This is a genomic window from Salinibacterium sp. PAMC 21357 (genome assembly GCF_000247645.1).
Lineage (GTDB): Bacteria > Actinomycetota > Actinomycetes > Actinomycetales > Microbacteriaceae > Rhodoglobus.
This window is the reverse complement of record NZ_AHWA01000004.1, coordinates 69,943-96,729: the sequence shown is the minus strand read 5'-3', so window position 1 is coordinate 96,729 and position 26,787 is coordinate 69,943. Positions and strand designations below refer to the sequence as shown.

At 60.0% G+C, this 26,787-nt stretch carries 29 protein-coding genes; 17 read left to right on the top strand and 12 right to left on the bottom strand.

The window, feature by feature from the left end:
• Positions 1–3: 3 nt before the first annotated feature.
• Positions 4–858, bottom strand: coding sequence for a transporter substrate-binding domain-containing protein (locus ON14_RS03750; protein ID WP_010203269.1), 855 nt, complete (start codon positions 856–858; stop codon positions 4–6).
• A 234-nt stretch (positions 859–1,092) separates the two neighbouring features.
• On the opposite strand from ON14_RS03750, the gene ON14_RS03745 reads away from it, so the two are divergent.
• Entirely contained in the window at positions 1,093–2,037 is a 945-nt protein-coding gene (locus ON14_RS03745) for an Lrp/AsnC family transcriptional regulator (RefSeq protein WP_010203268.1), read from the top strand.
• A gap of 10 nt (positions 2,038–2,047) precedes the next feature.
• Here the strand turns inward: ON14_RS03745 and ON14_RS15795 are convergent, their stop codons facing one another.
• From ON14_RS15795 to ON14_RS03740, 3 genes are all read right to left on the bottom strand, one after another.
• Complete coding sequence (locus ON14_RS15795) at positions 2,048–2,194, bottom strand: hypothetical protein (protein WP_158000069.1); 147 nt, start codon at positions 2,192–2,194, stop codon at positions 2,048–2,050.
• Positions 2,195–2,205: 11 nt separating this feature from the next.
• Positions 2,206–2,343 carry a hypothetical protein gene (locus ON14_RS15790; RefSeq protein WP_158000068.1) on the bottom strand — a complete coding sequence of 46 codons (138 nt, stop codon included), beginning with the start codon at positions 2,341–2,343 and terminating at the stop codon, positions 2,206–2,208.
• Between the two features lie 120 nt (positions 2,344–2,463).
• Positions 2,464–3,417, bottom strand: coding sequence for a PLP-dependent cysteine synthase family protein (locus tag ON14_RS03740; protein WP_010203266.1), 954 nt, complete (start codon positions 3,415–3,417; stop codon positions 2,464–2,466).
• 222 nt (positions 3,418–3,639) lie between these two features.
• Between ON14_RS03740 and smc the strand changes: the two genes are divergently transcribed.
• Positions 3,640–7,260, top strand: coding sequence for a chromosome segregation protein SMC (smc, locus tag ON14_RS03735; protein ID WP_010203264.1), 3,621 nt, complete (start codon positions 3,640–3,642; stop codon positions 7,258–7,260).
• A gap of 27 nt (positions 7,261–7,287) precedes the next feature.
• Here the strand turns inward: smc and ON14_RS03730 are convergent, their stop codons facing one another.
• Positions 7,288–7,851, bottom strand: a complete 564-nt coding sequence (locus ON14_RS03730) for a histidine phosphatase family protein (RefSeq protein ID WP_010203261.1) — start codon at positions 7,849–7,851, stop codon at positions 7,288–7,290.
• 55 nt (positions 7,852–7,906) lie between these two features.
• Here ON14_RS03730 and ftsY point away from each other — a divergent pair, with 55 nt between their 5' ends.
• The gene (ftsY, locus tag ON14_RS03725; protein ID WP_010203260.1) at positions 7,907–8,776 is read left to right on the top strand and encodes a signal recognition particle-docking protein FtsY; all 870 of its coding nucleotides are present in this window, start codon (positions 7,907–7,909) and stop codon (positions 8,774–8,776) included.
• Here ftsY and ON14_RS03720 read toward each other — a convergent pair.
• The 3 genes from ON14_RS03720 to ON14_RS03710 all read right to left on the bottom strand — a co-directional run bounded on the left by ON14_RS03720 (position 8,773) and on the right by ON14_RS03710 (position 11,209).
• Positions 8,773–9,294, bottom strand: coding sequence for a gamma carbonic anhydrase family protein (locus ON14_RS03720; RefSeq protein ID WP_010203259.1), 522 nt, complete (start codon positions 9,292–9,294; stop codon positions 8,773–8,775). The genes ftsY and ON14_RS03720 overlap by 4 nt on opposite strands.
• A 51-nt stretch (positions 9,295–9,345) precedes the next feature.
• Positions 9,346–10,227 carry an LLM class flavin-dependent oxidoreductase gene (locus tag ON14_RS03715; protein ID WP_010203257.1) on the bottom strand — a complete coding sequence of 294 codons (882 nt, stop codon included), beginning with the start codon at positions 10,225–10,227 and terminating at the stop codon, positions 9,346–9,348.
• Between the two features lie 148 nt (positions 10,228–10,375).
• Positions 10,376–11,209 (bottom strand): DUF4352 domain-containing protein, encoded by an 834-nt coding sequence (locus ON14_RS03710; RefSeq protein ID WP_141629936.1) that lies wholly within the window; start codon positions 11,207–11,209, stop codon positions 10,376–10,378.
• 285 nt (positions 11,210–11,494) lie between these two features.
• Between ON14_RS03710 and ffh the strand changes: the two genes are divergently transcribed.
• From ffh to ON14_RS03675, 7 genes are all read left to right on the top strand, one after another.
• A complete protein-coding gene (gene ffh / locus ON14_RS03705) occupies positions 11,495–13,063 on the top strand; it encodes a signal recognition particle protein (protein ID WP_010203247.1) in 1,569 nt (522 codons plus the stop codon).
• Positions 13,064–13,197: 134 nt separating this feature from the next.
• Positions 13,198–13,980, top strand: coding sequence for an LLM class F420-dependent oxidoreductase (locus tag ON14_RS03700; protein WP_010203246.1), 783 nt, complete (start codon positions 13,198–13,200; stop codon positions 13,978–13,980).
• 194 nt (positions 13,981–14,174) lie between these two features.
• Positions 14,175–14,624 carry a 30S ribosomal protein S16 gene (rpsP, locus tag ON14_RS03695; RefSeq protein ID WP_010203245.1) on the top strand — a complete coding sequence of 150 codons (450 nt, stop codon included), beginning with the start codon at positions 14,175–14,177 and terminating at the stop codon, positions 14,622–14,624.
• Positions 14,625–14,627: 3 nt separating this feature from the next.
• Positions 14,628–14,864, top strand: a complete 237-nt coding sequence (locus ON14_RS03690; RefSeq protein WP_010203243.1) for an RNA-binding protein — start codon at positions 14,628–14,630, stop codon at positions 14,862–14,864.
• A gap of 3 nt (positions 14,865–14,867) precedes the next feature.
• Positions 14,868–15,446 carry a ribosome maturation factor RimM gene (gene rimM, locus ON14_RS03685; RefSeq protein ID WP_237719679.1) on the top strand — a complete coding sequence of 193 codons (579 nt, stop codon included), beginning with the start codon at positions 14,868–14,870 and terminating at the stop codon, positions 15,444–15,446.
• A 16-nt stretch (positions 15,447–15,462) separates the two neighbouring features.
• Positions 15,463–16,149 (top strand): tRNA (guanosine(37)-N1)-methyltransferase TrmD, encoded by a 687-nt coding sequence (gene trmD / locus ON14_RS03680; RefSeq protein ID WP_010203240.1) that lies wholly within the window; start codon positions 15,463–15,465, stop codon positions 16,147–16,149.
• 57 nt (positions 16,150–16,206) lie between these two features.
• The gene (locus tag ON14_RS03675; protein WP_039741760.1) at positions 16,207–16,818 is read left to right on the top strand and encodes a hypothetical protein; all 612 of its coding nucleotides are present in this window, start codon (positions 16,207–16,209) and stop codon (positions 16,816–16,818) included.
• A gap of 26 nt (positions 16,819–16,844) precedes the next feature.
• Here the strand turns inward: ON14_RS03675 and map are convergent, their stop codons facing one another.
• Positions 16,845–17,612: a type I methionyl aminopeptidase gene (gene map / locus ON14_RS03670; RefSeq protein ID WP_010203237.1), complete on the bottom strand. Its 768-nt coding sequence runs from the start codon at positions 17,610–17,612 to the stop codon at positions 16,845–16,847.
• Positions 17,609–18,268, bottom strand: coding sequence for a TetR/AcrR family transcriptional regulator (locus tag ON14_RS03665; protein WP_081503513.1), 660 nt, complete (start codon positions 18,266–18,268; stop codon positions 17,609–17,611). The genes map and ON14_RS03665 overlap by 4 nt, the downstream gene beginning before the upstream one ends.
• A gap of 38 nt (positions 18,269–18,306) precedes the next feature.
• Between ON14_RS03665 and ON14_RS03660 the strand changes: the two genes are divergently transcribed.
• From ON14_RS03660 to mgtE, 6 genes are all read left to right on the top strand, one after another.
• A complete protein-coding gene (locus ON14_RS03660) occupies positions 18,307–18,792 on the top strand; it encodes a hypothetical protein (RefSeq protein WP_010203234.1) in 486 nt (161 codons plus the stop codon).
• A 130-nt stretch (positions 18,793–18,922) separates the two neighbouring features.
• On the top strand, positions 18,923–19,270 hold the full coding sequence (rplS, locus tag ON14_RS03655) for a 50S ribosomal protein L19 (protein WP_010203233.1): 348 nt from the start codon (positions 18,923–18,925) through the stop codon (positions 19,268–19,270).
• A 66-nt stretch (positions 19,271–19,336) separates the two neighbouring features.
• The gene (lepB, locus tag ON14_RS03650) at positions 19,337–20,089 is read left to right on the top strand and encodes a signal peptidase I (protein WP_010203232.1); all 753 of its coding nucleotides are present in this window, start codon (positions 19,337–19,339) and stop codon (positions 20,087–20,089) included.
• A gap of 3 nt (positions 20,090–20,092) precedes the next feature.
• Positions 20,093–20,728 carry a ribonuclease HII gene (locus tag ON14_RS03645; protein ID WP_010203231.1) on the top strand — a complete coding sequence of 212 codons (636 nt, stop codon included), beginning with the start codon at positions 20,093–20,095 and terminating at the stop codon, positions 20,726–20,728.
• A gap of 22 nt (positions 20,729–20,750) precedes the next feature.
• On the top strand, positions 20,751–21,074 hold the full coding sequence (locus ON14_RS03640; RefSeq protein ID WP_009772690.1) for a DUF2469 domain-containing protein: 324 nt from the start codon (positions 20,751–20,753) through the stop codon (positions 21,072–21,074).
• A gap of 68 nt (positions 21,075–21,142) precedes the next feature.
• Positions 21,143–22,489, top strand: a complete 1,347-nt coding sequence (mgtE, locus tag ON14_RS03635; RefSeq protein WP_010203228.1) for a magnesium transporter — start codon at positions 21,143–21,145, stop codon at positions 22,487–22,489.
• On the opposite strand, the gene ON14_RS03630 is transcribed toward mgtE, so the two are convergent.
• Positions 22,452–25,466 carry an FAD-binding and (Fe-S)-binding domain-containing protein gene (locus tag ON14_RS03630; RefSeq protein WP_010203227.1) on the bottom strand — a complete coding sequence of 1,005 codons (3,015 nt, stop codon included), beginning with the start codon at positions 25,464–25,466 and terminating at the stop codon, positions 22,452–22,454. The genes mgtE and ON14_RS03630 overlap by 38 nt on opposite strands.
• A 28-nt stretch (positions 25,467–25,494) precedes the next feature.
• Here ON14_RS03630 and ON14_RS03625 point away from each other — a divergent pair, with 28 nt between their 5' ends.
• On the top strand, positions 25,495–26,115 hold the full coding sequence (locus ON14_RS03625; RefSeq protein ID WP_010203226.1) for a LysE/ArgO family amino acid transporter: 621 nt from the start codon (positions 25,495–25,497) through the stop codon (positions 26,113–26,115).
• A gap of 41 nt (positions 26,116–26,156) precedes the next feature.
• Here ON14_RS03625 and ON14_RS03620 read toward each other — a convergent pair whose 3' ends face one another.
• The gene (locus ON14_RS03620; protein WP_010203224.1) at positions 26,157–26,681 is read right to left on the bottom strand and encodes a GNAT family N-acetyltransferase; all 525 of its coding nucleotides are present in this window, start codon (positions 26,679–26,681) and stop codon (positions 26,157–26,159) included.
• Positions 26,682–26,787: the final 106 nt, after the last annotated feature.

Sequence of the window (26,787 nt, the reverse complement as noted above, 5' to 3'; positions counted from 1 at the left end):
TGCTTAGTAAACGTCGACGATCGAGGCGTCGAGGTTGTAGTCGGAGGCAATCTTCTCGAGAGTGCCGTCGTCGTAGAGCGCGCGGAGTGCTTCAGCGACAGCAGCGGTGAGCACGCCATCCTTGGGGGTGAAGACTCCGAAGGTGGTGTCTGGATCGAAGACGCCGTTAGCTACGGAGAGCAGCCCATCGTTCTGGGTTGCCATGTAAGCGGCAGCGACGTTGGTTTCGACAAGTACGTCTGACTTGCCGTTGATCACTGCGAGCACGGTTTCTGCAGTCTTAGGGTATTCGGTGAGGGTGATGGCTTCTTTGCCATCGGCCACACATTCGTCGCTGAGCTTCTCAACGCTCACCGTGTTGCTGGATGCTGCCTGCGTTGCAACGCGCAGTCCGCACAAGTCGGCGCCTTCTTTGAGCTTCGCTGCGAGGTCGGGTGCTGCCAGTGCTGCGGGGCCCGCATTCATGACGGCGGATGCGTCGGCGATCTGTAGGCGCTCTTCGCTCATGTACAGGCCGCCGAAGATAACGTCGCAGCGACCGGTCTGGAGTCCGGGCATGAGGCCATCAAACGAGGTGATTTCGAATTTGGTTTCGACGCCCCAGTAGTCCGCAACAGCGCGGATTCCGTCAGCATCGAAGCCGATGATGTCTCCACCGGTTGAGTCTGCGTAGTACTCGAGGGGGGCGTACTCGGGGTCGATGCACGCGGTGAACGCGTTGGCGTTTACGAGCCCTTCAGGGGCGTTGGAGGAGGTGGAGTCTGTGGTGTCTGTCGTGGCTTCAGTGCCAGCGGCACATCCGGTGAGCACTACCGCGAGCGATACTGCTGCGGCGATGCCCATGATCGATTTCTTCATTGTTTCTCCTGTGGCTGCAGAACGATTCATCCCCGGATGTGCTGGGGAGGGTGATTTGGTTCTGACCATTGTGTTCACACGTGACGGGAAAGTCAATGCATATTTGCAGTCTTGTAACCCAAAAGACGCAAACTTGAAACGAATGAGTGGTTTCTCGGGGGTAAATAGTGGAATTTCACCCAATAAAGTGACAAAACGCTACGTTTCAAGAGTTGCTTGAGATAGTCTGGCCGCGTGGACCAGCTAACCGAGCAATCTTTCGCAATTCTGCGCCAGGACGGCCGAACGTCGTTCAGCGATATTGCGCGCCAACTTGATACCAACCGGGCAAGCGTTGCCAAGCGGCTGAACCCGCTTCTGCTCTCGGGCGACATCCGCATCATCGCGGCCGTTCACCCGCGGCTTCTCGGGCTTCACGTACTTGCTCACTTGTCGATCCAGACAGAGGGTGATGCGGGAGAGCTCGCGGAAAGAATTTGCCAGTTGAATTCACCTGTGTTCGTCTCGGAGCGCACGGGCAAGTACCAGCTGATCTCAGAGCTTCACACTGCGACCATGGCCGAACTACACGAAGAGATTCGAGCTATTCGTGCCTGCGACGGCGTCGTCGACGTGCAAGTCATGATTTACGAACGAACGCTCAAGAGCTTCTTCCTTGGCGAAGAACCTGCTCTGGCAGACTTGCCGCTCGATGCGACTGATCTTAAGTTGATGGAACTGCTCCAAATTGATGGCCGCATGGGCTACGCCGAACTCGCTGAAGCCGTTGACTTATCAATCAGCGGATGTCGCACTCGCATCAATCGCCTCACCGAAACCGGGGCGATGCGCATTGGCCTCTTGCGTGAACGCACTGACATGACCTCGCATCTCACCTTCGGTTTCGGATTCATCACCACGGGTAATGCCGACCCGATCGTGCGACTCATCGACGAGCAGCCCGGGGTGGAGTTCATGGCACGCACGATAGGTCGCTTCGATTTCGTGACAACCATCTCGTTCCCGACTCTCAGCGACTTCAACGACTTTGTCGCGGAACTGCGCGCGCTGTCCAGCGTGAAGTCGTTGGAAACGTGGCTGCACGCCCGCATCCACAAGGAGCGCTACCAGCACAGCTTGCACCGCATTCGCGAGGCCGCCGCTGGATCGGCTGATCGCGGCGCGGTCGCATCGCCCTAAGGCATTGCCGCTAGCGCAGCTCTTTCTTCCACACGCCTTCGTAGCCAATGGGTACAAAACCGACAGCTTCGTTGACGGCGAGCATGTGGCGGTTCTCGTCAGCGTTGTAAGTAATCACTGAGGGTTGGCCGGGGGCAACTCGGTCAAGGTGGGCCAAGTTCACCACCTTTACGAGCATCCCCAGCCGGTGACCACGGGAGTGAGCGCGCCCGCAATGAGCCGGGACTCGTTCTCGCCATCGTCACCATCCGTGGTGTCATAATCGCCGCGGCCATCGACGCGGCCATCGACGGTCACGACGAGCATCCGGTAACTCTCAAATTCGCTTGGCAGAATTCATCGCGGCCGCTGGGATCACGGTGGGTGGGGATCTCGACCGCGGCGATGTCGAAGTCTTTCATGGTCGCACCGTTCTGGGGAGGCGGCTCAGCTGGTTGGTGGTCGTGCGAACAGATCGCCCTCGAGGTACTTCAACCCGGTGTCGCAGGCGACGGTCACGACAACTTTTCCCGGCCCGAGTTCACTAGCAAGCTCGAGCGCCGCGGCAACATTCAATCCGGAGGACGTGCCGACCAGTAGCCCCTCCTGTGCGGCCAACTGCCGACACGTCCAGCGTGCCGCCGCTTCATCTATGGCCCGAGCTTCGTCGTACAACTCGCTGTCGAGAAGGGGAGGGAGGAAACCAACGCCGATGCCCTCAACGTGGTGTTGTCCTGGATGCCCGAGCGTGAGCATGGGCGCTGATGCGGGTTCGAGCGCCACAACGCGAGTGGTCGAGGAATTGTCTTTGAGTACCCCAGCGACCCCCATCAGCATCCCAGCGGTACCGACAGCCCCACAGAACACGTCGACACCTTCGGGAAACTGGGCGAGGAGTTCGTGCCCGATCCCGGCATACCCAATAAGGGAGTCTTGGTTGTTGAATTGATCGGTCTGGTAGTAGCCACCCTGCGCTGCGATTGTCGCGGCAACAGACATCATCTCCGGGATGAGATCCGGGCTGATTTCCCCACTCGGGCTGTGAACGAGGGTGAGCTGAGCCCCGAATGCTCGCATGGTGTTCAGCTTGGACGCAGCAAAGGCATCGGAAGATACAGCGTGAAACCGGTACCCCTTTGCCGCACATACAAAGGCAAGTGAGGAGCCGGTGCTTCCGCCGGTGTATTCGATCACGGTCAGATTCGGAGTGAGGGCGCCGCGTTGCTCGGCTTCTTCGATCATGGCGAGCGCCATCCGGTCTTTATAGGAACCGGTGGGATTGAAACCTTCGAGCTTGACGTAGACCGCCGCAGAGTCTGGCGAACTGAGGTGTCGAAGTTCAACGACCGGCGTGTTTCCGATGGCGTCGAGGGCAGTAGTTACGGGTAGTGGGGGACGCATTGGATCTCCAAATCGTTACCCCCAACGGCACGAGGACGCGCACGCGACTGAAACCAGTTGACTCCTCGGGCTTGCCAATGTCAACGGTCAGTGTTGGAGCGTCTTTTCCTGCGCGGCAGAACGGCGAGACCCCGCGCATCCGGTACCGTATAGCAAGGTTCTGACCAGCAACTTGGCCAGAGATTCGACCAACGATTTGACCAGCAGCGACCGGGCGGTGACGTGTACCTCAAGAGTTTGACCCTCAAAGGGTTCAAGTCGTTCGCTCAACCAACCACTTTTGCTTTCGAACAGGGCGTCACGTGTGTTGTTGGCCCTAACGGTTCTGGCAAGTCGAATGTGGTGGATGCTCTCGCCTGGGTCATGGGTGAGCAGGGCGCGAAGACGTTGCGCGGCGGCAAGATGGAAGACGTCATCTTTGCTGGCACCGCCACGAAGGGGCCTTTGGGTCGCGCCGAGGTTATTCTCACGATCGATAACGCGGATGGCGCGCTGCCGATCGAGTACAGCGAAGTCACGATCAGCCGCACACTGTTTCGCAATGGCGGCAGTGAGTACGCCATTAATGGCAGTTCGTGCCGGCTGCTAGACGTTCAAGAACTCCTGAGTGACTCCGGTCTCGGCCGCGAAATGCATGTCATCGTTGGCCAGGGGCAGCTGGATGCGGTGCTGCGGGCGAGCCCCGAAGACCGACGTGGCTTCATTGAAGAAGCCGCTGGCATCCTGAAGCACCGCCGCCGCAAAGAGAAAACGCTGCGCAAGCTTGACGCGATGCAGGCGAACCTCACGCGGCTCTCTGACCTCGCGGGGGAGATCCGCCGCCAACTGAAACCACTCGGTCAACAGGCTGAGATTGCCAAAGAAGCTGCCTCGATTGCGTCGATCGTTCGGGATGCCCGCGCCAGACTCCTCGCCGACGAGGTTGTTGAACTGCGCTCAAGCATCAACGATTTCAGCCGAAGCGAGAGCGAACGCAAGACCCAGCGCATTGTTCTGCAAGAGCAGCTCGATCAAAACAAGTTGCGCGAAGCCCGCCTCGAGCAAGCTCAGGTTGGCGATGACGTTGACGAAGCTCGACGCGTGTCGTTCGGGCTTGAGTCTGTGCAAGAACGCCTCCGGAGCTTGTACACGCTAGCGAACCAGCGGCTCTCGCTGTTGGGCCAGCAGGGTGACGCTCCGACATCAGGGAACACGGTCAGCCAGACCCTCATCGACGAGGTGAAGGCGGAAGCCGACGCACTTGCCGCCGGAGTCGCAGATGCGGAGAAAGCTGTCGGTGCTGCCGCTGCCACAACGGCGACAGCGAAGGCCGCACTCGACTCGCTTGATGAAGAGATTGCCGCGCAAAGCGCCCTCGTCTCACGCCACGAATTGGAAAGCGCTGGTCTCACCGCCCGCGTAGAAGTTGCCACCTCCACGCTCACTGCGGCTCAGGGCGAACTCGTGCGTCAGCAGCAGGCGCTCGCCGAAGCTCAGTCCCGTCGCGAAGCCGCTCACGCTGAGTTCGAAGGCCTCGAGGCAGAAGCGGGCAACTCCACGATCGAAACCGACGGGTCTCTCGATAGCGCGTATGAGGCTGCCGAGGCCAAAGTCGCCAGCGTGCAAGCTGAAATCGAGACACTGCGGGATGCCCTTCACACCTCCGAGCGCGAGCGCGACGCTCTCGCCGCCCGTCAATCGGCGCTGTCCCTCGCAGTCGATCAAAAGGATGGCTCGAGCGCACTCGTCGCCGCCAAGCTTTTTGGCATCCGCGGTCTCGTTGCGGAGCACGTCAAAATCACGCCCGGCTACGAAGCTGCAATCGCCGCTGCTCTCGGCTCGTTGGCAGATGCCGTTCTTGCTGACGATCGTGATTCTGCTATCAACGCGCTGGCAGAGTCTTCCCGCCGCGATTTTGGGCGCGTCGAAGTTGTTGTAGCGAACGCTGCAAAGCACACAATCTCGTTCGGTGCCGCCGCGGGAACTGTGCCAGCCACTGACGTCGTGACCGCTCCCGATGGAGTCCACGGACTCCTCACTCATGTGCTCGTCGTTGACGATCTCGAAGCTGCGCGCGCAGCCTATGGTTCACTCCCTAACGCTGCCGACCTCACCTTTGTCACTCGTGACGGCGACGTTCTCACCCAATTCGTGCTGCGTGGTGGTTCGGGAGCTAAGCGTTCGCGCCTCGAACTCGTTGCCGAGCGGGATGCTGCTGCCGACAAGCTGGGCATCGTGACGACCCAGATTGAGCGCACGAGTTTCGAACTCGACGAAAAGCGCCGCGAACTGACCTCAGCGAAAGCGGATGCCGAAACGGCGCTCATCACGTTGCGCGAATATGATGCCCAGCTTGCTGCGCAATCCGAACTTTTAGGGCGCCACCGCATCCAGGCCGAAGCGGCTCAGGCCGAGTGCGACCGCCTGGCCCGTGCCGTCGCGGTAGCTGAACAGGCTGTCGCCGATACCACCACCGAGGTGACTCGCGCCCAAACTGCCGCCGACGAATATCAGGCGGCACCGCGCCCCATGCTCGACGTCTCAGAACGTGAACCTATGCTTGCTGAAGTGGATGCTGCTCGCGCGCACGAAGTTGAATTGCGCATCCAGATGGAAACCGTTCGCGAGCGCGTGCGCGCCGAACGTGCCCGTGCTGAGCAGCTGGCCGCGCAGCTGGTGCGCGAACGCGAAGCAGCCCAAGAGCAGGCACGGCTAGCCGTGATCCGCCAACGCCAGATTGCCTCCGCAACTCGGGTGGTCGACATGTTGCCCGCCGTTCTCGACTCTGTGGATCGCTCGCTGTCGGAAGCACGCGTTGTTCTCGCCGCCAAGGAGTCGGAACGGTCGGCGCAAAACCAAGAACTCTCCGGGCTGCGCCGCGAAGAGTCAGCACTGCGCGAACGCCTCTCGGCCGTCAGCGAAAGCGTGCATGGTCTCGAAATGCAGATCTACGAAAAGAAGCTGCACCTTTCTAGCCTGCTTGAACGATCGGGTGAGGAGCTCGGTCTTGTCGAAGATGTACTCGTTGCGGAATATGGCCCGCAGGTTAATGTGCCCGATGACCTAGCCGTCGACGACTCGGCAAGCGAAGTCTCAACGGCTAATGCCTCCGCGGTTGAAGAGTCAGCCGCTGATGCCACAGCAATTGATGCCCCCGCAGCCGAGCCCGCAGCATCCGGTCGCCCGTTTGTTCGCGCCGAACAAGAAGTTCGTTTGCAGAAAGCTGAGCGAAAGCTTGCGCGTTTGGGGCGGGTCAACCCGCTCGCTCTTGAAGAGTTCGAGGCGCTTGAGCAGCGTCACAAGTTCTTGACCGAGCAACTCACTGACCTCTCGAACACTCGAAAAGACTTGTTGACGATCATCGACGAGCTCGACGAGAAGATGCAGGCGATTTTCTCTAGTGCCTTCGAAGACACCAAAAATGCGTTCAACGATGTCTTTCCCGTGCTCTTCCCGGGCGGCACGGGAAGCATCTTTTTGACGAATCCGGATGAGTTGCTCACGACGGGCATCGAGGTGACGGTGAAGCCCGCTGGCAAGAAGATCGAACGTCTTTCGCTGCTGAGCGGTGGTGAGCGATCACTGGCCGCAGTTGCGCTCCTCATTGCAATCTTCAAGGCCCGCCCCAGCCCGTTTTACATCATGGATGAGGTCGAGGCAGCGCTCGACGATGCCAACCTTGGCCGATTGCTCGCGATCTTCGAAGACCTGCGCCAGACCAGCCAGCTCATTGTCATCACGCACCAGAAGCGCACGATGGAAATCGCTGACGCTCTTTACGGCGTCAGCATGCGAGCCGATGGAATCAGTGCCGTCGTTGGCCAGCGCGTCGCAAAAGAAACAGCCTCAGCCGACGCCAGCTAGAGCACGCCGAGCGTAATGGTGTGGTGGTTAGTCGACTCGCTCGAGCGGCTCACCGTTGACGGTGTGCACGCACCATCCGGTGTGCAGCTTTTCGATTGTGGAGACTGACCCATTGAGAATGTGGTCAAAGTCGCGACCGGCCAATTGCGACAGCGTGTAACGGATGATGGTGCCGTGGCAGACGACGATCACTTTTTTGTTGGGGTAGTCGGCAGACACCTCGTTGAGTGCTGCAATGCCGCGCTCAACCACATTGTGCAGCGTTTCTAGCCCGGGGTAGCCGCTGTGGTTGGGCCAGCGTTCGTTGATTTCGGCGGTCGTGAGACCCTCGCCTTCGCCATAGTTGCGCTCGATGAGTAGGTCGTAGCTTCGACCAAGCTCCAGGCCAAGGCCGTCGGCAATGATCTGCGCGGTTTCGCGGGCACGCTGCAGGGGCGAGCTGACGATCACATCCCAGTCGGAGCCACGCAACACTTCTACGGCTTCGCGGGCTTGTTGACGCCCAGTGTCGTTGAGGGGAATGTTGCTAGAGCCTTGCATGCGGCCTTCAGCGTTCCAGTTGGTTTGGCCGTGGCGAATCAGTGAGAGCATCCAAAAACCCTAGCGCGGTTAGGGCAAGGGCGTTCACCTGCCTTAACCTGTAGTCATGGCAGCATCCTGGTCGCTTTCGGGCGCACTCAAATCTATGTTCGCGCGCGACACGATCGACGCCGATACCTGGAACGATCTTGAAGACGCAATGATTTCCGCCGACTTCGGCCCCGACATCACAGACTCAGTAATCGAAGAGTTGCGAGCGAGCGTCGCGAAGTTCAAAACTGACGACCCTGCAGATCTGAAGCGGATGCTGCGCGAGACCCTAGAGGAAAGACTCGCCCGTCTCGACCCGACTCTCACGCTCAGCGCCCGCCCCGCGGTGGTGCTTGTCGTTGGGGTCAATGGCGTCGGAAAGACCACCACGATCGGCAAGTTTGCCAAGTTCTTGGTTGGGCATGGCCGCACGGTTGTAGTGGGGGCAGCTGACACGTTCCGTGCTGCCGCTGTTGAGCAGCTGGCGACATGGGCCGAGCGTGGGGGAGCAGAGATTGTGCGCCCGCAGCAGCAGGGCCAGGATCCGGCATCCGTTGCTTTCCAGACGGTAGAGCGTGCCCAGCGTGACGGTATCGACATCGCGATTATTGATACGGCTGGTCGTTTGCAGACTAAGAGCGGTCTGATGGATGAGCTTGGCAAGATTCGTCGCGTCGTCGAGAAACAGACCGAAATTGCGGAAGTGCTTCTCGTGCTCGATGCCACGACGGGCCAGAACGGTGTTGCGCAGGCCGAAGCGTTCATCCAGCATGCTGGCGTCACGGGCCTAGTGATTACGAAACTTGACGGCTCCGCTAAAGCAGGTTTCGTTCTTGCGGTGCAAGAGCGCACGGGCATCCCGATCAAACTTGTGGGTCAGGGCGAGGGCATCAACGACCTCACTGGTTTCACCCCGCACGTATTCGTGCAAAACCTCGTTGGCTAGCTGAGCGCTGCTTGGTGAGCGGCAGAGATGTCGAGATAGTGGGTGGCGTTTTGGCGCACTCCGGCGATCTCTTCTTCGCTGAGTTCGCGACGAACCTTGGCGGGAACACCGGCGACAAGTGATCCGGGCGGCACGATGGTGCCTTCGAGCACTACAGCCCCGGCGGCAACGAGGGATCCGGTGCCGATGACCGCTCCGTTGAGTACGGTGGCGCTCATCCCGATCAGGCAGTCGTCTTCGACCGTGCAGCCGTGAAGCACTGCACCGTGCCCAACGCTCACCCCAGTGCCGACCGTTGTCGGAAAGCCTTCATCGCAGTGGACGGTGACATTGTCTTGCAGGTTCGATCCGTCGCCGATGGTGATGGAATCAACGTCGGCGCGCAATACCGCGCCATAGAAGATGCTCGAGCGCTCACCAAGTGTGACCTGCCCAATCAGGGTTGCGTTTGGCGCCAGAAAGGCGCTGTCGGAAACATGGGGGGTGTGCCCGCCGATGGGAACGATGAGAGCTGTCATCTGACTAAGCTATCGCGATTGGGCCACGGATTGCGGTGCTTGGTGCTCGCTCTACTGCGAGAAACGTGACGCGATTTCAACCAGCACGCTTTCCTTGCCGACATAAATTCCTTCAGCGCGGGGCCAGTGCCCGATTACATCAGTGAAGCCGAGCGCATCAGCGCGACCGACCGCGTCTTGCCAGGAATCGACGCTTTCGAGACTGAATTGCGGGGCACCATCCAAATTGAGGTAGCGATCAAGGCTGCTGGATGCTCGGCCGGCCTTCTCGAGGGCATCATCCATGCGCGCTCCAGTTTCGGCAACAATCTGCCACCACTCATCGAGGGTGTCGGCAGTGCGCCCGAGGGTGAGCCAACCATCAGCGAGTTTGGCGGCCAGTCGCAAGCCACGAGGGCCCTCGGCGGCAACCACGAAGGGCAGGCGTGGGCGTTGGGCTGGTGCCCCGACCATCCGTGCATTCACCGCGGTGAACCAGTCGCCGTTGAAGCTGATGCCGCCGCTGCCGGGGTCTTCGAACCGCAGAAGCTCGTCGAGACCGCGCACGAATTCTTCGAATCGCGCGTGACGTTCACGAGGATTGAGTTCGGCTTGCCCGAGCACGACGGAATCGAAGCCAGTGCCGCCCGAGCCGACGCCGAGCAGAAAGCGCCCTTCGCTCACGTCATCAAGCGTGGCAAGTTCTTTAGCGAACGGCACGGGATGCCGAAAGTTGGGTGACGCCACAAAGGTGCCGAGCCCGATGCGGCTGGTTACGCTCGCGGCTGCCGTGAGGGTGGGAATGGTGGCGTACCACTGCTCGTCGGCGAGTGAACGCCACGACAGATGGTCGTAAGTCCACGCGTGATCGAAGCCAAGTTCTTCAGCCTGGATCCAGCGATGTTTGGCTTCAGCCCAGGGCTGTTGGGGGAGGATTACGATGCCATGTCTCACGTTCTCACCCTAGTCGGCCGCGCTGTCGGCGTTGTGGAGTCATGCTGATACGGGAATCGCCGCAGCTGCCTCTTGCATTAACTGCGAGAGGCGTGAGGCTGTCGGCGTTCACGCCGGTAGCCTCACGCCTCATTAAGTTCAGACGGTACTACTTAGTTGCGAACGTGACCGAGTCGCCGAAGAAAATATTGGTCTTGAACGTTACCAAATCGAGTGCGATATCCGCTGGAACGTCGATGTACGCAGTGAAGTTTACCGCGAGCCCGGGGTTGATTTCCTCGTAGATATACCATTCGTTGCTTTCGGTGCCATACAGCGCAGAGGCTCCGTACTCAGCGTCACCGATGAACCCTGCAATTGAACTTTCCGAAATGGAGATTGCTTCGTTGGTTCCATTGGTCATCGACATGCTTACTGCGACGAGCGTTCCGCGAACCTCAGAAATAAGGAAATCGTTGGGCGGCGTTGCGCCGGGGGTGATGCTGATGAGGGTGATCTCTGCACCGTCGTCTGTCGTGACCGTGTCCCCAATTCCTGCTACAGCGTTTGCTTCTTCTTCTTCTGCTGCTTCGACTTCGCCTTCGACTTCGGCTGAGTCGGAAGTGCTCGGAGCGGAGACCGAGGGGGCGTCGTCGATGGCGTCATTTACCGCGGTGGCTACAACGGCGATTCCGACGAAGATCGAGATGATCCAGAAGAGGAAGCTGACGATCAGCGCGATAAGCGCCATTCCCTTGCCTTGGCCCTTGCGGGTCAGCGCAACGATCGACACGATAAATGCGCCGAGAAGGACTACCCACGAAAAACCGTTGGTTGCCGGGATGACAGCGAGAAGAGCACCGAATACCGCCAGACCGAGTGCAACCATTCCGAGAGTGTTGCGAGCTTTCTTGGCAGCAGGTGCGGCGGGCGTAGCAGGTGCAGCCGGTATTTCCGGGGTCGGTTCTGGTGTTGTTTCAGGAGTGGGTTCGGGCGTAGTCATGCTGTGCAGCCTCCGGGTGTTTGCTGTGAGTGGTTATCCACGTTTGTGGAGATGTCGTGCACGGTATTCGTACCAGTTGCCAACGACCTTGTTGAGTATGGCTTCATAATCTAGCGCTCTGCAACCGTGGAAACGCCCCCACTTCGGGCAGTTGTCAATAGCTTTAGCTGTGATTTATCTGCCAGTTAGCTTTCTTTTAGCTGAAAGCACCGGATATCAGGTGGAGTGTGGGATCGATCTGGGTGGGTTCATAGTTGAGTCGCTGCCGGATAAACTGGTGTCATCATGGCCACTTTTGGAAATCTCACCGACCGCCTCGCGGATACCTTCAAAAACCTGCGCGGCAAGGGCAAGCTCAGCGAAGCGGATGTTGATCGCACCGTTCGCGAGATTCGCCGTGCCCTGCTCGACGCTGACGTTGCCCTTGAGGTCGTCAAAGACTTCACAGGCCGTGTTCGTGAACGCGCGCTTGGCCATGAGGTTTCGGGTGCGCTGAACCCGGCCCAGCAGGTTGTGCAGATCGTCAACGACGAGCTCGTCACGATTCTTGGTGGCGAAGCTCGACGCATCGAGTTCGCTAAGAACCCGCCGACGGTCATCATGCTTGCTGGCCTTCAGGGTGCGGGTAAGACGACTCTGGCCGGAAAACTTTCTAAGTGGCTCGCAGCCGATGGCCACACTCCGCTGCTGGTTGCTGCCGACCTTCAGCGCCCTAACGCTGTTACGCAGCTTCAGGTTGTTGCCGAGCAGGCGGGTGTCGCTGTGTTCGCGCCTGAGCCGGGCAATGGTAAGGGCGACCCGGTCAAGGTCGCCAAGCAGGCTCTCAAGTTCGCAAAAGATAAGCAGCACGATGTTGTGATCATTGACACCGCTGGTCGTTTGGGTGTGGATGCCGAGCTCATGAAGCAGGCAGCGAACATCCGCAAGGCTGTCGACCCCGATGAAGTGCTCTTTGTTATTGACGCGATGATCGGTCAAGACGCGGTTACGACGGCGCGTGCCTTCCAAGAGGGTGTTGATTTCACCGGTGTCGTGCTCTCGAAGCTCGATGGTGATGCTCGCGGTGGTGCAGCACTCTCGGTTGCGTCCATCACTGGTCGCCCGATCATGTTCGCCTCGACCGGTGAAGGTCTCGACGATTTCGAGCCTTTCCATCCTGACCGTATGGCTAGCCGCATCCTCGATCTGGGTGACATTCTCACCCTCATCGAGCAGGCGCAGAAGACCTTCAATGAAGAAGAGTCCCGCAAGGTTGCCGAGAAATTTGCCACCGACAGCTTCACGCTTGATGACTTTCTTGAGCAGATGCAACAGCTCAAGAACATGGGCTCGATCAAGAGCATGCTCGGCATGCTGCCCGGTGCGAAGGGTATGCGCGAGCAGCTCGACAACTTCGATGAATCGGAGATTACGCGTACTGAGGCCATCATCCAGTCGATGACGAAGCAAGAACGCACCGTGCCCAAGCTGCTCAATGGCTCGCGTCGGGTTCGAATTGCCCGTGGTTCGGGAACGACGGTCACCGAGGTGAACGCGCTGGTCAACCGCTTCGAGCAGGCTGCCAAGATGATGAAGACGGTTGCCAAGGGCGGCATGCCTCAGATTCCCGGCATGGGGCCGGTTCCGGGTAGTCACGGCGGCAAGTCGGCAAGCGCGAAGAAGAACCAGAAGAAAAAGGGGTCGAAGTCAGGCAACCCGGCGAAGCGTGCAGCGGATGAAGCAGCTCGCGCTCAGGGCGGCGTGACCTCCTCGGCACCGTCCGGTTCCGGGTTCGGGCTCGGCGGCTCAAAGCCTGCTGCTGGCGGACCATCGCCAGAAGAGCTTGAGAGCCTGCAAAAGTTCCTGGGCCGCTAGAGCCTTCTGCCGGCGTAGGGCGTGTTGTGTCGTGTCGTGTCGTGTCGTGTCGTCGATCGTGATGATCGGCAGCGCTATTTCGGCACGTTCTGAGGGGTCATCGTTGTCGCTTCGCAAGAGGATATTGTGGAGTTATGACTCAGAGCCGTCCCGTGCGTATTGCCGTTCAACTTCAACCTCAACACGCTGAATATTCGGTCATTCGTGACCGGGTTCGCGAGCTTGAACAGCTGGGCGTCGATGTGCTCTTCAATTGGGACCACTTCTTTCCGCTCTATGGAGAGCCCGACGGTCTGCACTTTGAAGCCTGGACCGAGCTCGCATCGTGGGCAGAGCTGACGAGCCGCGTTGAGTTCGGCACCCTCGTCAACTGCAATAGCTACCGCAATCCTGATCTTCAGGCGGACATGGCGCGCACCCTCGACCACATCAGTGGCGGGCGCTTCATCTTTGGCACCGGCTCTGGTTGGTTCGAGCGTGACTACGACGAGTACGGCTACGAGTTCGGCACTGCCGGGTCGCGTCTGGATGCCCTCGCCGAAGCCCTTCCGCGTATCGAGTCACGCTGGAGCAAGCTGAACCCGGCACCGACGCGCAAGATTCCCGTGTTGATCGGTGGTGGGGGAGAGAAGAAAACTCTCAAGTTGGTCGCAAAGCACGCCGATATTTGGCACAGTTTTGCCACCGGCGAGGCACTCGTGCACAAAATGAGCGTGCTGGCGGGCCACTGCGAGGCCGTGGGGCGTGACATCAATGAGATCGAACTCTCGAATGAGTTGCGCGACAAGAGCGTTGAAGATGCCGACAGCATGCGCGAGCAGGGAATTACACTCTTCACTTTGGGCATTACGGGCCCCGAATATGACCTTACGATTGCCAAGCAATGGCTCGCCTGGCGTGATTCGCAAAACGGATAACGGCACCTCTTTGGGGCATTCTTGGCGATCGGTTCCCCAAGCACGGAAAACTCTGGCAGAATAGGCGGTTGAGTCCTCCGTAGCCCGACCCTCTAATCAGGCCCGGATGGAATCCACTAGAGCTTTTCTGCCGAGTGTGCCCCCACGCTCACGGCTAGCGGTTCGCCACCAATAACATTTAAATCAGGAGAATTGTGGCTGTAAAGATTCGTTTGAAGCGCATGGGCAAGATCCGTGCACCCTACTACCGCATCGTCATTGCTGACTCGCGCAAGAAGCGCGATGGTCGTGTCATTGAAGAAATCGGAAAGTACCACCCCACCGAGGAGCCCTCGTTCATCGAGGTCGAGTCCGAGCGTGCCCAGTACTGGTTGAGCGTTGGCGCGCAGCCTAGCCCGCAGGTTGAGGCAATCCTCAAGCTGACCGGCGACTGGGGCATCTTCAAGGGTGACAAGAACGCGGTAAGCACCGTCAAGTTCAAGGAAGCCAAGGCAGAGTTCCAGGCTGACGAGAAGAAGAAGCCTGTTCTCAAGCCCAAGGTTGAAAAGGCTGAGCCTAAGGCTGAAGAGGCACCTGCTGCAGAAGCTCCCGTCGCTGACGAGGCTGCTGCTGACGCACCTGCCGCTGACGCAGACAAGGCTTAGCAATTGCTTGCTCCCGCTCTAGAACACCTCGTCAAAGGTATCGTCGACCACCCAGAAGACGTTCAGGTCGTTGCAAAGAACACGCAACGCGGTGAACTTCTCGAGGTTCGCGTGCACCCAGAAGATCTTGGCCGCGTAATCGGTCGCTCTGGTCGCACCGCGAAAGCACTGCGTACGCTGATCACGGCACTGGCCGATGGTCGCAAGGTACGTGTCGACGTAGTCGACACTGACTTCTAACCAGTGGGCGAAGTAAAAACACCCCGCGAAGGTCGCACACAGCTGCGAGTGGGGCGCCTGACGAAGGCTCATGGGCTCAAGGGAGCCGTCAAAGTAGAGATGTACACGGATGCCCCGGAACGACGTTTCGTTCCGGGCGCCGTGTTCGATCTCCAAGTGCCCACGAGTTCTTCGTGGCACGGTAAGACACTTGAGCTCATTGAGCTCAAGTGGTTCAACGCGCAGCCGGTCGCCTTCTTCAAGGGAGTGCTCGACCGCAGCGAGGCCGAAACTTTAGTTAAGGCCATTCTCTGGATCGAACACGATCCCAACGAAGAACCCGAAGAAGATGCGTGGTTCGATCACCAGCTCATCGGGCTCAAAGTAATTCGCGACGGTGTCCAGGTCGGCACCCTCGCTCAGGTCGATCACTTTCCCGCTCAAGACTTACTCACGGTCACGACAGAGAATGGCGACGTTCTCGTTCCTTTCGTCAAGTCGATCGTTGCCAGCGTTGATCTCGCGACCGGCGAAATGGTTGTTACGCCACCTCCCGGGCTCTTCGAAGAGATCCCCGAAACTGACGCACCAGAATCCGAATAGTAGTTAGGGTCAGCGCGTGCGTATCGACATCGTGACGATCTTCCCCGACTTCTTCGGGGTGCTCGACATTTCTTTGCTCGGCAAGGCCCGCGAGCGAGGAATCATCGATCTTGGCGTTCACGATTTGCGTGATTTCACTTACGATCGGCATCGTACCGTCGACGACACTCCCTATGGTGGTGGCGCTGGCATGGTGATGCGCCCCGAACCGTGGGGTGAAGCTCTGGATGCCGTTCTCACTCCCGAAACCGTAGTAATCGTTCCCACTCCTGCCGGAGTCCCGTTCACGCAGGCAGCTGCCCGCGAGCTCGCTCAGGAGAAGCATCTCGTCTTCACCTGTGGCCGGTACGAGGGCATCGATCAGCGAGTTGTTGACTACGCGGCATCCACGACGCGCGTTCGCGAGATTAGTCTCGGTGACTACGTGCTCAATGGTGGAGAAGTTGCCACGATGGCGATGATCGAAGCAATTGGTCGTCTCGTGCCCGGGGTCATCGGCAACCCCGAGAGCCTTACTGAAGAGAGCCACGAGCAGGGTCTTCTCGAGTACCCGAGCTACACCAAGCCGGCTACGTGGCGTGAACGATCCGTTCCCGATATTTTGCTCAGTGGAAACCACAAAGCGATTGCTGATTGGCGTCACGAGCAGCAACTCGAACGCACCAAACGAGTTCGCCCCGACCTGCTGCCAGACGCGCCGTAAAACAACCCCCTATAACAACGCTGTAGCCGTTTGTGCGGTCTGTGAAACCATAAGGTCATGAGTCGATCACGCGGGTACGGCAAGTGGATGGCAGCGTTGGCGGGGGTAGTACTCCTGACGGGCTGCACAGCGGCGGATACGGGCTCAAGCGATTCTTCGCAGGCCGATGCTCCGGCGCCCGGCTCGGCTTCGACATCCTCTGCTGTCGACGGATCGGCTGAATCCAGCGATTCGAATCTCACGACCCGCCGCACGACCGTCGAAGACGTGACAGTCGTCGACCTGAGCAAACACCCGCTTCCCAACGGGTACACGCAGTCTGCAGTGTCGGTTGACGCCTGGCGCGCAACAGACGTGCTTACCGACGATTCCGCCGCGACCGTGACGCGAGTGACCGCCGACCTTGAGGACGCGCTCGGCGGAGGCGACTTGGTTGTATCGGCCCAGATTCTCTCGTGTGAGTTGATCGCGGTGTGGGTTCTGCCTGAACCCGACAGTCTGCGCGTTGGGCACGAGACTCATCCGTCGTCACGGGAGTGCACGAAGCAAACGACTTACGACGTGCTGTTCGCGATACCGAAGAGTGGGACCAACAGCGAGGGCAGCTGGGATTACTCCAGCAGCGTTCCCGAGGTGCGACTCGAAGTGCGCGTGGGCGCGCAAGACTGACCGACGCTTCGCCGGCCAGTCCGTGATTACTTGCGAGCGGTGAGCACTAGGGGACCGTCTGGCGTGATCGCTACAGTGTGCTCGAAATGGGCGGCCCGCGAACCATCGATGCTGCGAAGAGTCCAGCCGTCGTCATCCGTATAAATCTCGTCGGTGCCGATCATGAGCCACGGTTCGATAGCGAAGACGAGTCCTGGCTTCAACGGCATTCCCCGGCGGGCCTTGCCGTCGTTGGGGATGTGCGGATCGCCGTGCATTTCGCGACCAACGCCGTGACCGCCGAAGTCGAGATTAACTTCGTAGCCGGCGCCGTAGGCGACGTCGCCGATTGCGGCGGAGATTCCGCCGATGCGATTGCCCACCACAGCCGCGGCGATGCCAGCATCTAGGGCGCGAGAGGTGGCTTCCATCAACTTGATGTCTTCATCGCGGGGAGTACCAACAGCGAACGTGATTGCCGAGTCGGCAACCCAACCGTCTACAGCAACGGCGAAGTCGAGGCTGAGTAGGTCGCCATCTTTGAGGGTGTAGTCGTGGGGGAGCCCGTGAAGAGCCGCATCGTTTACTGAGGTGCAAATGACTTTGCCGAACGGCGAAGCACCAAACGATGGGTGGTAGTCGATGTAGCAGCTTTCGGCGCCACGTTCGCGAATCATGCTGTGGGCTAGCGCGTCGATCTCGAGCAGATTGATGCCCACCTTCGATGCTGCCTGTGTGGCAGTGAGAACACTGGCGACGAATTCTCCGGCGGCTTTCATCTCATTGATTTCGGCTGGCGTTCTCAACTCGATCATTCGGTGGTTGCCTCTTTCGTATGCGGTGCTAAGAGTTGTGCAATGAACTCTCGGAGTTTGTCGATAAACGGTTCTTCACCGCGCGGGTCATACAAGAATGCACGTTCGAGTAGCGAATCTGCTATTTCGACCGTGACTTCGATGTCAAACGTGAGTGCTTCGGATGCCGGAACCTTGTAGGTGGCCACGAGCAGGCCGGTCAAGATTTCGGCAAGCGCCGTGTTGTTGCTCTTGCGATCGACGTTGAAGCGACGGTCGATGATGTTGCCGAACGAGAGCACCCGAAACCCTGGCTCGGTGCGACTCAACTCCACGTAAACATCGATCGCGACGTTGAGGGCGTCGAGAGCGCTGGTCGCTCGCTGATTGAGTGTTGCGGTCAGGCCGGCGCGGTACTTGTCAAAGTTGCGAGAAGCCAAAGCGCGGAGCAGTGACTGGATGTTGGGAAAGTAGCGATAGATCACTCCAACGGATGAATGTGCGCGCTTGGCAACATCACTCGTAGTGATCGCATCAATGCCGAGTTCATCGAGCAGCACAGCGGCGGAATCGAGGAGTACGTTGATGCGCTCAGCGCTTCGTTGCTGCACTGGTTCGGTGCGTACGATGGCGGGGTTTGGCACAGGAGGCCACCATGGTCTTTCAGTCTGGGTCATTCAGCATTTCTAATCACAACGAAGATACCCTGTGAATCATGATGATCAGGCGCGCGTTCTATTACTGGCAGTTCATCGCTGTAATCTTTTTGCCCCTGTGGGTGTTGATCGGCCGGGGCGTCTTCGGTTCCAGCGTTGGTTGGGACTTCGTTCTCTTCTTGGTGCTGTGTCCCATTTTAGCGTTTGCTCTGCTGGCCGTCGCCGGATTAACGACGGCGCGCAAGAGCGTTCGTTCGGAGCGCGCCGTTTCGTGGATCGACGCCGCGCTACTTGCCGCTTGGCACGCCGTAATCATTGCGTACGGTTTTGTGGATGCTCCACTGCTCGCAGCGCTCATCGTCCTCGTTGCAGTCGGCGGTTTCTGGGTCGAGCTCTGGCAGCTCGTTACCGAGACCCGCAATCGTTTTACGACCCTTGTAGAGGGCTTCGAGCGAGACGCACAGCGACCTACCCATCCGGGGGAGCGACTCGACAACGGCAATGTCATCATCATTGACACCGATGAGAATCGCACTTTCAACTGAAACTGTGGCAGAATTGTTGATTGTGCTCGCGCACGACTCTGCCATGAGGGCGTCGTAACCGCTTGAAGCACAATCTTTCTTATCTAACTAAGTGCGTTCGACTCATGGCGGGCGCAGAGAGCGATCAATAATGCATATTCTCGATGACGTCGACAAGGCGTCTCTCAAAGACAACATTCCTGATTTCCGTGCCGGCGATAACGTCAAGGTTCACGTAAACATCATCGAAGGTACGCGCTCGCGTATCCAGGTGTTCCAGGGCGTTGTAATCGGTCGTTCGGGCCACGGCGTTCGCGAAACCTTCACGGTTCGCAAGGTCAGCTTTCAGGTCGGCGTAGAGCGTACCTTCCCGGTTCACTCCCCAGTAATCGACCACATTGAACTCGTTTCGCGTGGTCTCGTTCGCCGCGCCAAGCTGTACTACTTGCGCGAACTTCGCGGCAAGAAGGCAAAGATCAAAGAGAAGCGCGACAACTAACACGACTCGCAATTCACGAACCAATTGCTCCCGGCGGCTTATGCTTGCTGGGAGCTTTGGGGTTAAATGACAAACGAAACTGTTGAGAACGCGCTGCCGAGCGGCCGCGGAAGCCGCCGCGATGCCCAAAAGGGCGGTGGCTGGAAACTCTTCCTGCGCGACCTAGTAATCATCTTCGTCGCCGCCATCCTGATCTCTTTCCTGATCAAGACCTATTTGGTGCGTTCTTTCTACATTCCCTCGACGTCGATGGTGAACACCTTGCAGGTTGACGACCGCATTCTTGTCAATCAGCTTGAGCCCAGGTTCTTTCCGATCTCTCACGGCGACGTCGTCGTCTTCACTGATCCGGGAGGATGGCTTCCCGCAGTCTCGAGCGAACCAGACAACTGGTTCATCGGTGCGGTCGATGGCGTGCTCGCTTTCGTTGGCCTTAGTGCCCCCGACAGCAGTAACCACCTTATTAAGCGGGTCATCGGCTTGCCGGGTGACACCGTTGAGTGCTGCAACGAGTTTGGGCAACTGATTGTCAACGGCATCCCGTTGGAAGAGCCATACACTGTCCTCCCGGATGCTGTCACCAAAGCAACCCCAGACGATTTCTCTGTCACCGTGCCCGATGATTCCATCTGGGTAATGGGTGACAATCGCTACAACTCTGCAGACTCCGCGGCGCACCGCGATGACCCGACCGGCGGATTCGTGAAAATCGGTTCTGTTGTGGGCCGCGCGTTCCTCATCAGCTGGCCGACCGACCGGTGGACCATGCTCGACAACTATCCGACGACCTTCCAGCGGGTCACGCAGAACGCTGAGTAGTCGTTGGCGGTAGCAGATCCGAGCAGCGCTGTAGAGCTCGAACTTTTTGCTGCAGGAGTGAACGCCGTCATCGGCTGCGACGAAGTGGGCAGGGGTGCGATCGCTGGCCCCGTTGGCGTTGGCATGACAGCAATGACTCCGACGCAGGGGGCTTGGCCTGTTGGTATCCGTGACTCAAAGATGTTGAGCCAAAAACGCCGCGAACTCCTTGAACCCCTCACCCTCGAATGGGCTCCGCTCTCTGCCGTCGGGTATGCGGATGCCGCTGAGATCGACTCCATCGGAATCACCGCAGCCCTCGGGCTGGCAGGCAAGCGCGCGCTCATCCAACTCCACGAAGCGGGCCTCGACATCATGTCGAGTGTTGTGCTGCTTGATGGCAGCACCGACTGGCTCACTGGCGCCCTCAGCGTTGCGCCGCGAGTGCACACCAGAGTCAAAGCCGACCGCGACTGCGTTTCGGTTGCTGCGGCATCCGTAGTGGCAAAGGTGCAACGCGATCGGTTCATGATCGAGGCCGACGGGGAGTACCCCGGGTATCACTGGCTCAGCAATAAGGGGTACGGTTCTGCCGCCCATTTTGAGGGGATTCGTAGCCTCGGCGCCACTGAACTTCATCGGCACACATGGTTGCGCTAGCGCGGCCTACAATGAACACAGCATGGATGAAGACGAGTTTGAAGACTACGACCGCGAGGTCGAGCTAGCGCTGTACCGCGAGTACCGCGATGTAGTGAGCCAGTTCCGTTTTGTGATCGAAACGGAACGACGCTTTTACCTCGCGAACGAAGTCGATTTGGTGCGCCGCGATACGGAGCATGACTTCTATTTCGAGCTTTCGATGACGGATGTTTGGGTGTGGGATGTTTACCGCTCCGACCGCTTCGTCAAGAGTGTGCGTGTGCTGACGTTCAAGGACGTCAACATCGAGGAGCTCAGTGCCAAAGACCTCGAGCTTCCCAAGGAACTCGCGCTCGACGAATAGCGCTCGACACGGGGCACGCGAGCGTGTGCCGCGTTGAGCAGCGCGATAAACGCTGAGGGGAACGTTGGATGCCTGAACCTATTGATCCCGCAGACTTCGTTCGACTCATCCGCGCTAGATCGCTGTCTGAACTCGCATCTCAGGCCAGAGCTGCTCCGCGCGCAGAAGTTGTTGCCGTTCTTGAGGCGTTGCCCGCCGACGACGCTGCTGTGGTCTTTCGATTGCTCAGCAAAGATGAATCGATCGAGGTCTTTGACGCGCTCGATCCCGGTGCCCAAGCCGAACTAATCGCGGAACTTGGTGATGCCCAAATTGCTGGTGTATTCGCGGCACTCGACCCGGAAGAGCAAGCCTGGCTCCTCGATGAGCTACCGGCCAAAGTGGCCAAGCGCCTCATGGCGTCGCTCGACAAAGCGGAGTACAGCGCGGCAATGCTGTTGTTGGGCTACCCGAACGATTCAGTGGGCCGCAGAATGTCGCCCGTTCCGTTGACGACGGCACCGACGGCATCCGTCGCCGATGTTCTTAGCTCTTTACGAAACAGCTCAGCCGACTTCGAGCTCTTGAGCGCAATCGCGGTGATCGGCCCGAACCGAACTCTGCTCGGCGTGGTCGACCCACTGGTTTTATTGCGTCATGACGAAAGCGAAACTATCGGCACGGTTATGGCCCCGCCGGTTTCCGCGCGCACGGAAGATGACGCCGAACAGGTTGCCCGACGCTCCCTGGATGGTGGCATTCTCGTGCTGCCGGTCGTCGATCGCGAAGATCGACTCGTTGGCGTTTTTCCCATCAGCGATGCCGCCCGAATCGACCGTGAAGCCGTTGCCGAGGACCAAGCGCGGGCCGGTGCCGCCGAGCCCCTTCGGCGCGCTTACTTGGTTACGCCCATCCGTAAGGTCGTGAATTCTCGAATCGTCTGGCTCCTGGTGCTCGCCGTTTCGGCAGTGCTGACCGTGAGCGTGCTCGAACTTTTCGAAACCACGTTGAATCAACGCGTCGCGCTCGCGCTCTTCGTGCCGTTGCTGATCGGAATCGGCGGCAATACTGGGTCGCAAGCCGCAACGACAGTGACTCGAGCGCTCGCCCTCGGTGATGTCACGCCGCGGGATGTGGGGCGCGTCGCTTTCAAAGAAGTAAGAACTGGCCTGCTCCTGGGCTTCTTTCTGGCGCTGCTGGGATTTGCGATCGCGTCGTGGGCCTACGGCACCGATATCGGACTGGTAATCGGGCTGACGCTGCTCGTGAACTGTCCCATCGCTGCCACCGTTGGAGGGGTAATTCCCCTCGTCGCGCGGGCTATTCACGTTGATCCAGCCGTGTTCTCCACGCCGTTTATCGCTACCTTCTGCGACGCGACCGGGCTACTCGTCTACTTCAGTATTGCGATCGGCGTTTTGGGGCTTTCGGCCTGACGTCAGGAAGGTTTGCTGGGAGCGCTGCGGCCAGAACCTCGGCGAGGTGCTTGCCCTCGGTGTTGGTCAGCTGGCTGGCTTGCGTTCGGCAGGAGAAGCCATCGGCGAGCAGTGTGCTGCCGGGGGCCGCTGCGCGCAGGGCAGGCAGGATGCCGTTCTCGGCTACCGCGACCGATACGTCGTAGTGTCCTTTCTCCATGCCGAAGTTTCCGGCCAGCCCACAGCATCCGCTGATCTCAGTCACCGTTGCTCCGGTAGCGGAGAGCAGCGCGCGATCGGCATCAAAACCCATCACCGCATGCTGATGGCAGTGTGGCTGAACGACGAAGGTCTGATCGCTGAGGGAGGGCGGTCGCCAGTCGTTCGGGCCCAGCGGCGCGGGTGCGGTGAGCAGCTCGGAGAGCGTCATGGTCGAGCGGGCGACAGCTGCTGCGGCAGGGTCGTCGGGCAGCAACTCGGTGAGATCGGAGCGCAGCACGGCCGTGCACGAGGGCTCGATGCCGACGATCGGGATGCCGCGAGCCGTGTAGCGAGAGAACTCGGCAACCAGCGTGGTGAGTCGTTTTCGCGCGCCCTCCAACTGCCCGGTGGTAATCCACGTGAGGCCGCAACAGACATCGCGCTCCGGCAGGAGGATGTCGTAGCCGGCCGCGTCGAGCACGCGGATCGCGGCGCGGGCAATGTCTGGCGAAAAGTTGTCGGTGAAGGAGTCGGCCCAGAGGAGCACCCGGGGGCGCGGGGCAGACTCGCGGTCAGTCACGTGGTCAGTCACGGGGTCGCGGTCGACGGCGGGGCTGTCGGGCTGGGGTGCGGGGGCTGCGGCGGAGGGCGTGGCGGAGGGTGCCCGTCCAACGTTGGTTGTGTCGGTGGGAGGTGCCGCGCGCAGGGCGTGAGCCTCGGAGCTCGAGTGGAAGGGGTGCTTCGCGAACGCGGGGAACGTGCGCCGAGCATCCATTCCTCCGGCCCACAGTGCGATGCGTCGCACGAGCGGCACCCGCAGCAGCGCATTAGCGAGCGGGGCGATCGGCGACACGAGCCGTGCCCAGCGAGGTAGTTGGCCGAGGAGATAATGGCTGCGCGGGCGGAGTTTGCCGGCGTAGCGACGGTGCAACACTTCGGCTTTCAGCGTGGCCATGTCGACGCCGGCGGGGCAGTCGCTCGCGCACGCTTTGCAGGAGAGGCAGAGGTCGAGCGCGTCGTGGACTTCGGGTGAATTCACGCCGCCCGTGACGAGAGTGCCGTTGGCCATTTCTTGCAGCACGCGGGCGCGACCACGAGTGGAATCCTTCTCGTCGCCGGTCGCTAAAAACGACGGGCACATCACGCCACCCGCAGCCGAATTGTCGGCGCGACACTTACCGACCCCGACGCAGCGGTGGGAGGCGGTCGTGAAGTCGCCATCGTCGTCGCTGAACGCGAACCCATTGATCTTGATGAGTGGCAGCGCGGCCGGACGGCGCAGATCAGCATCGACCGGCGCCGGGTCAACGACGATGCCCGGATTCATCAGGTTGTGGGGGTCGAAGAGCCGCTTGAACTGCCCGAACAGGTCAATCGCGGCTGGCGAATACATGTGCGGCAACAGTTCGCTGCGTGCGCGACCGTCGCCATGCTCGCCAGACAGCGAGCCGCCATGGGATGCCACAAGTTGGGCGGCGTCATCCACGAAGGCCCGTAAAGCTGTGCCATCCGTCGCGAGAGGAATATCGAGCCGCACATGAACGCAACCGTCCCCGAAATGGCCGTACGGCATCCCCTCTATTGCGTACTCGGTCAGCAGTTTGTCGAAGTCGCGCAGGTAGGCACCGAGACGCTCGGGAGGCACCGCCGCGTCTTCGAACCCTGGCCAGGCTTGCTTGCCGGATGACGTGCGCCCCGCCAATCCTGCACCGTCTTCTCGGATGCGCCACAGTTGTTTCGCGGCCACCGTATCGGTGATTACTCGTGCCTCGATGGCGGCGGAGTCGGCGGCAAGCAGTTTCGCACGGTGGAGCGTCTCGGCGGGGTCGGCTCCTGATACCTCGACGAGCAGCCATCCGGCGCCTTGGGGCAGCGCGGCGACGGCGCGGGCGCCTCGCTGACGGCTGACGGCATCCACAATGCGGGCGTCGAGTCCTTCAATGGCGCTGGGATGGTGGGGGAGAAGCGCGGGCACGGCGTCGGCGGCAGTAGCCATGTCGGGGTAACCGAGCGCGACGAGTAGCGGATGTTGCGGCTCGGCAACAAGATCGACGGTTGCCTCGAGCACGGTCACGAGGCTGCCCTCGGTGCCCACGAGACTGCGGGCCAGGTGATGCCCGCGCTCAGGTAGGAGGTGCTCGAGGCTGAAGCCGGAGACTTGGCGGCCGAAGCGACCGAGCTCGGTGCGCATCGTTGCAAGATTGTCGCTGACGAGTATTGCGAGTCCGGGAATCGTCGCGAGGTCGTTGGCGGCGGTGAAGTTTTGACCCAGACCGTCGACAACGTCAAGAGCGCGCACGTTGTCTGCCGTTTTGCCGAACTGGAGAGAGTGGGCACCGCAGGCGTTATTGCCGATCATTCCGCCGATCGTGCAGCGCGCCCAGGTCGAGGGGTCGGGGCCGAAACGCAGGCCGTGGGGTAGCGCTGCCGCTTGGAGGGTCGCCAGAACGGTGCCGGGCTGCACGCGGGCGGTGCCGGCATCTGGATCAATCTCGATCACTTGGTTGAGGTGGCGCGAGAAGTCGAGAACAATGCCTGTGCCGATGGCGTTGCCCGCAATAGAAGTGCCGCCGCCCCGAGAGGTGACGGGCGTGCTGCTTTCGCGGCTGACAGCTAGCGCCGCGAGCACATCGCCGGTGTCGCGCGGAAACACGACCACCTGCGGCACGACCCGATAGTTGGAGGCATCGCTCGAATACTCGCCGCGACGACGGGTGCTGTCATCAACCTCGCCACCGACCGCGGAGCGCAGGGCGTGAACGACTTCGCTGCGATCGTGCAGAGAAGTGTCTGGCATCCCCCTATTGTGCCCTTAGAGTCAATTCATGCCCCTGATTGCCACCATCGTGCTTGCCGGATTCGGGTTCGGGCTGTCGCTGATTATCGCGATCGGTGCGCAAAACGCGTTCGTTCTTCGTCAGGGGCTGCGCCGCGAACACGTCACCGCTGTGGTGTTGGTGTGTACGCTCTCCGACATCGTGTTGATCGTCGCCGGCGTCGCCGGACTTGGCGCCCTCATCCAGCAGGCGGGGTGGCTCTTGGTTGTCGCCCGAGTCGGTGGCGCACTGTTCCTCCTCGTCTACGCGTTCCTATCTGTTCGGCGGGCGGCACGACCCCAAGCACTCACCGCAACAGCATCCGGAACGGGGATGACACTCGCCGCCGCCCTCTCGACAGCGCTTGCGCTCACCTGGCTCAACCCGCACGTCTACATCGACACCGTTTTACTGCTGGGTTCCATCGGCGGAACGTATGGTGACGACCGCTGGTGGTTCGCGCTTGGAGCGTGTCTCGGCAGTGTCGTCTGGTTTGCCGCAATCGGCTATGGCAGTCGGTACCTGCGGCCATTGTTCGCTAAGCCGATGGCGTGGCGGGTGCTCGATATCGTGATTGCCGTAATCATGGTCGTGCTGGCGGCGAGTTTGCTCGCCGGGCTGTTCCAGTAGCTGAGCGTACGGGCTGTGACCGTCGCCGCGCTGACGCCGGGTTAGCGAAGGGCGGCGAGGTCGAACATCCACTCGTTTACTCGGATGGGGTGGCCCGTCGGGTATTCGAAATCGGCTTCGCCAGCGAGGGTAAAGCCGGTGCGAGCGCAGAGGGCATTGGATGCCGCATTATCGGTGCGAGGGAACGCGAAAACCAGATCTCGGTCGCCATTATCTGCCGCGTACTGGAGGCATTGGTAGAGCGCGTGAGCGGCGATTCCGTGGCCTTGATGGGTGGTGTGCACGCTCCACCCGGTTTCATAGACGTTATTGCCGCGCCAACTTTTCTTCCAGTAGCCCACTGAGCCGACGGGCTCGTCCGCGGTGGCGGATCGGATGCGGAACATTCGCGCCTCGTCTGTCTCCCACAGGCGCAAAAACTTGGCGTGCCTCGTGACAATCTGTTGATCGCTTTCTGGCCCACCCAAAAACACGGTCATCTCGGGAGTATTGCTTCGTTCGAGCACCGGAAGATCATCAAATTGCCAACGTTCGAGCCACACCTCTGAGTCCGCACCCTGCGTCATAGGGGCACGATACCTCGCGAAGGTGAATGCCAAAAGGGTGAGTTGATTTCTAGTTGTGGTCTACTCCTCACCACCGCAGCGTCAGTTGCCTGTGTGCGCCAACCTG

Excerpts from the sequence above, each read along its gene's own strand:
- ON14_RS03630 (WP_010203227.1), bottom strand. The coding sequence starts at position 25,466 with ATGCCAGACACTTCTCTGCACGATCGCAGCGAAGTCGTTCACGCCCTG.
- map (WP_010203237.1), bottom strand. The coding sequence starts at position 17,612 with ATGATCGAGTTGAGAACGCCAGCCGAAATCAATGAGATGAAAGCCGCC.
- ON14_RS03675 (WP_039741760.1), top strand. The coding sequence starts at position 16,207 with ATGAGTCGATCACGCGGGTACGGCAAGTGGATGGCAGCGTTGGCGGGG.
- ON14_RS03665 (WP_081503513.1), bottom strand. The coding sequence starts at position 18,268 with ATGACCCAGACTGAAAGACCATGGTGGCCTCCTGTGCCAAACCCCGCC.
- lepB (WP_010203232.1), top strand. The coding sequence starts at position 19,337 with ATGACAAACGAAACTGTTGAGAACGCGCTGCCGAGCGGCCGCGGAAGC.
- ON14_RS03700 (WP_010203246.1), top strand. The coding sequence starts at position 13,198 with ATGACTCAGAGCCGTCCCGTGCGTATTGCCGTTCAACTTCAACCTCAA.
- ON14_RS03660 (WP_010203234.1), top strand. The coding sequence starts at position 18,307 with ATGATGATCAGGCGCGCGTTCTATTACTGGCAGTTCATCGCTGTAATC.
- ON14_RS03740 (WP_010203266.1), bottom strand. The coding sequence starts at position 3,417 with ATGCGTCCCCCACTACCCGTAACTACTGCCCTCGACGCCATCGGAAAC.
- mgtE (WP_010203228.1), top strand. The coding sequence starts at position 21,143 with ATGCCTGAACCTATTGATCCCGCAGACTTCGTTCGACTCATCCGCGCT.
- ffh (WP_010203247.1), top strand. The coding sequence starts at position 11,495 with ATGGCCACTTTTGGAAATCTCACCGACCGCCTCGCGGATACCTTCAAA.
- rplS (WP_010203233.1), top strand. The coding sequence starts at position 18,923 with ATGCATATTCTCGATGACGTCGACAAGGCGTCTCTCAAAGACAACATT.
- ON14_RS15790 (WP_158000068.1), bottom strand. The coding sequence starts at position 2,343 with ATGCTCGTCGTGACCGTCGATGGCCGCGTCGATGGCCGCGGCGATTAT.
- ON14_RS03710 (WP_141629936.1), bottom strand. The coding sequence starts at position 11,209 with ATGACTACGCCCGAACCCACTCCTGAAACAACACCAGAACCGACCCCG.
- ON14_RS03640 (WP_009772690.1), top strand. The coding sequence starts at position 20,751 with ATGGATGAAGACGAGTTTGAAGACTACGACCGCGAGGTCGAGCTAGCG.
- ftsY (WP_010203260.1), top strand. The coding sequence starts at position 7,907 with ATGGCAGCATCCTGGTCGCTTTCGGGCGCACTCAAATCTATGTTCGCG.
- ON14_RS03620 (WP_010203224.1), bottom strand. The coding sequence starts at position 26,681 with ATGACGCAGGGTGCGGACTCAGAGGTGTGGCTCGAACGTTGGCAATTT.
- ON14_RS03750 (WP_010203269.1), bottom strand. The coding sequence starts at position 858 with ATGAAGAAATCGATCATGGGCATCGCCGCAGCAGTATCGCTCGCGGTA.
- ON14_RS03625 (WP_010203226.1), top strand. The coding sequence starts at position 25,495 with ATGCCCCTGATTGCCACCATCGTGCTTGCCGGATTCGGGTTCGGGCTG.
- ON14_RS03720 (WP_010203259.1), bottom strand. The coding sequence starts at position 9,294 with ATGACAGCTCTCATCGTTCCCATCGGCGGGCACACCCCCCATGTTTCC.
- ON14_RS03730 (WP_010203261.1), bottom strand. The coding sequence starts at position 7,851 with ATGCTCTCACTGATTCGCCACGGCCAAACCAACTGGAACGCTGAAGGC.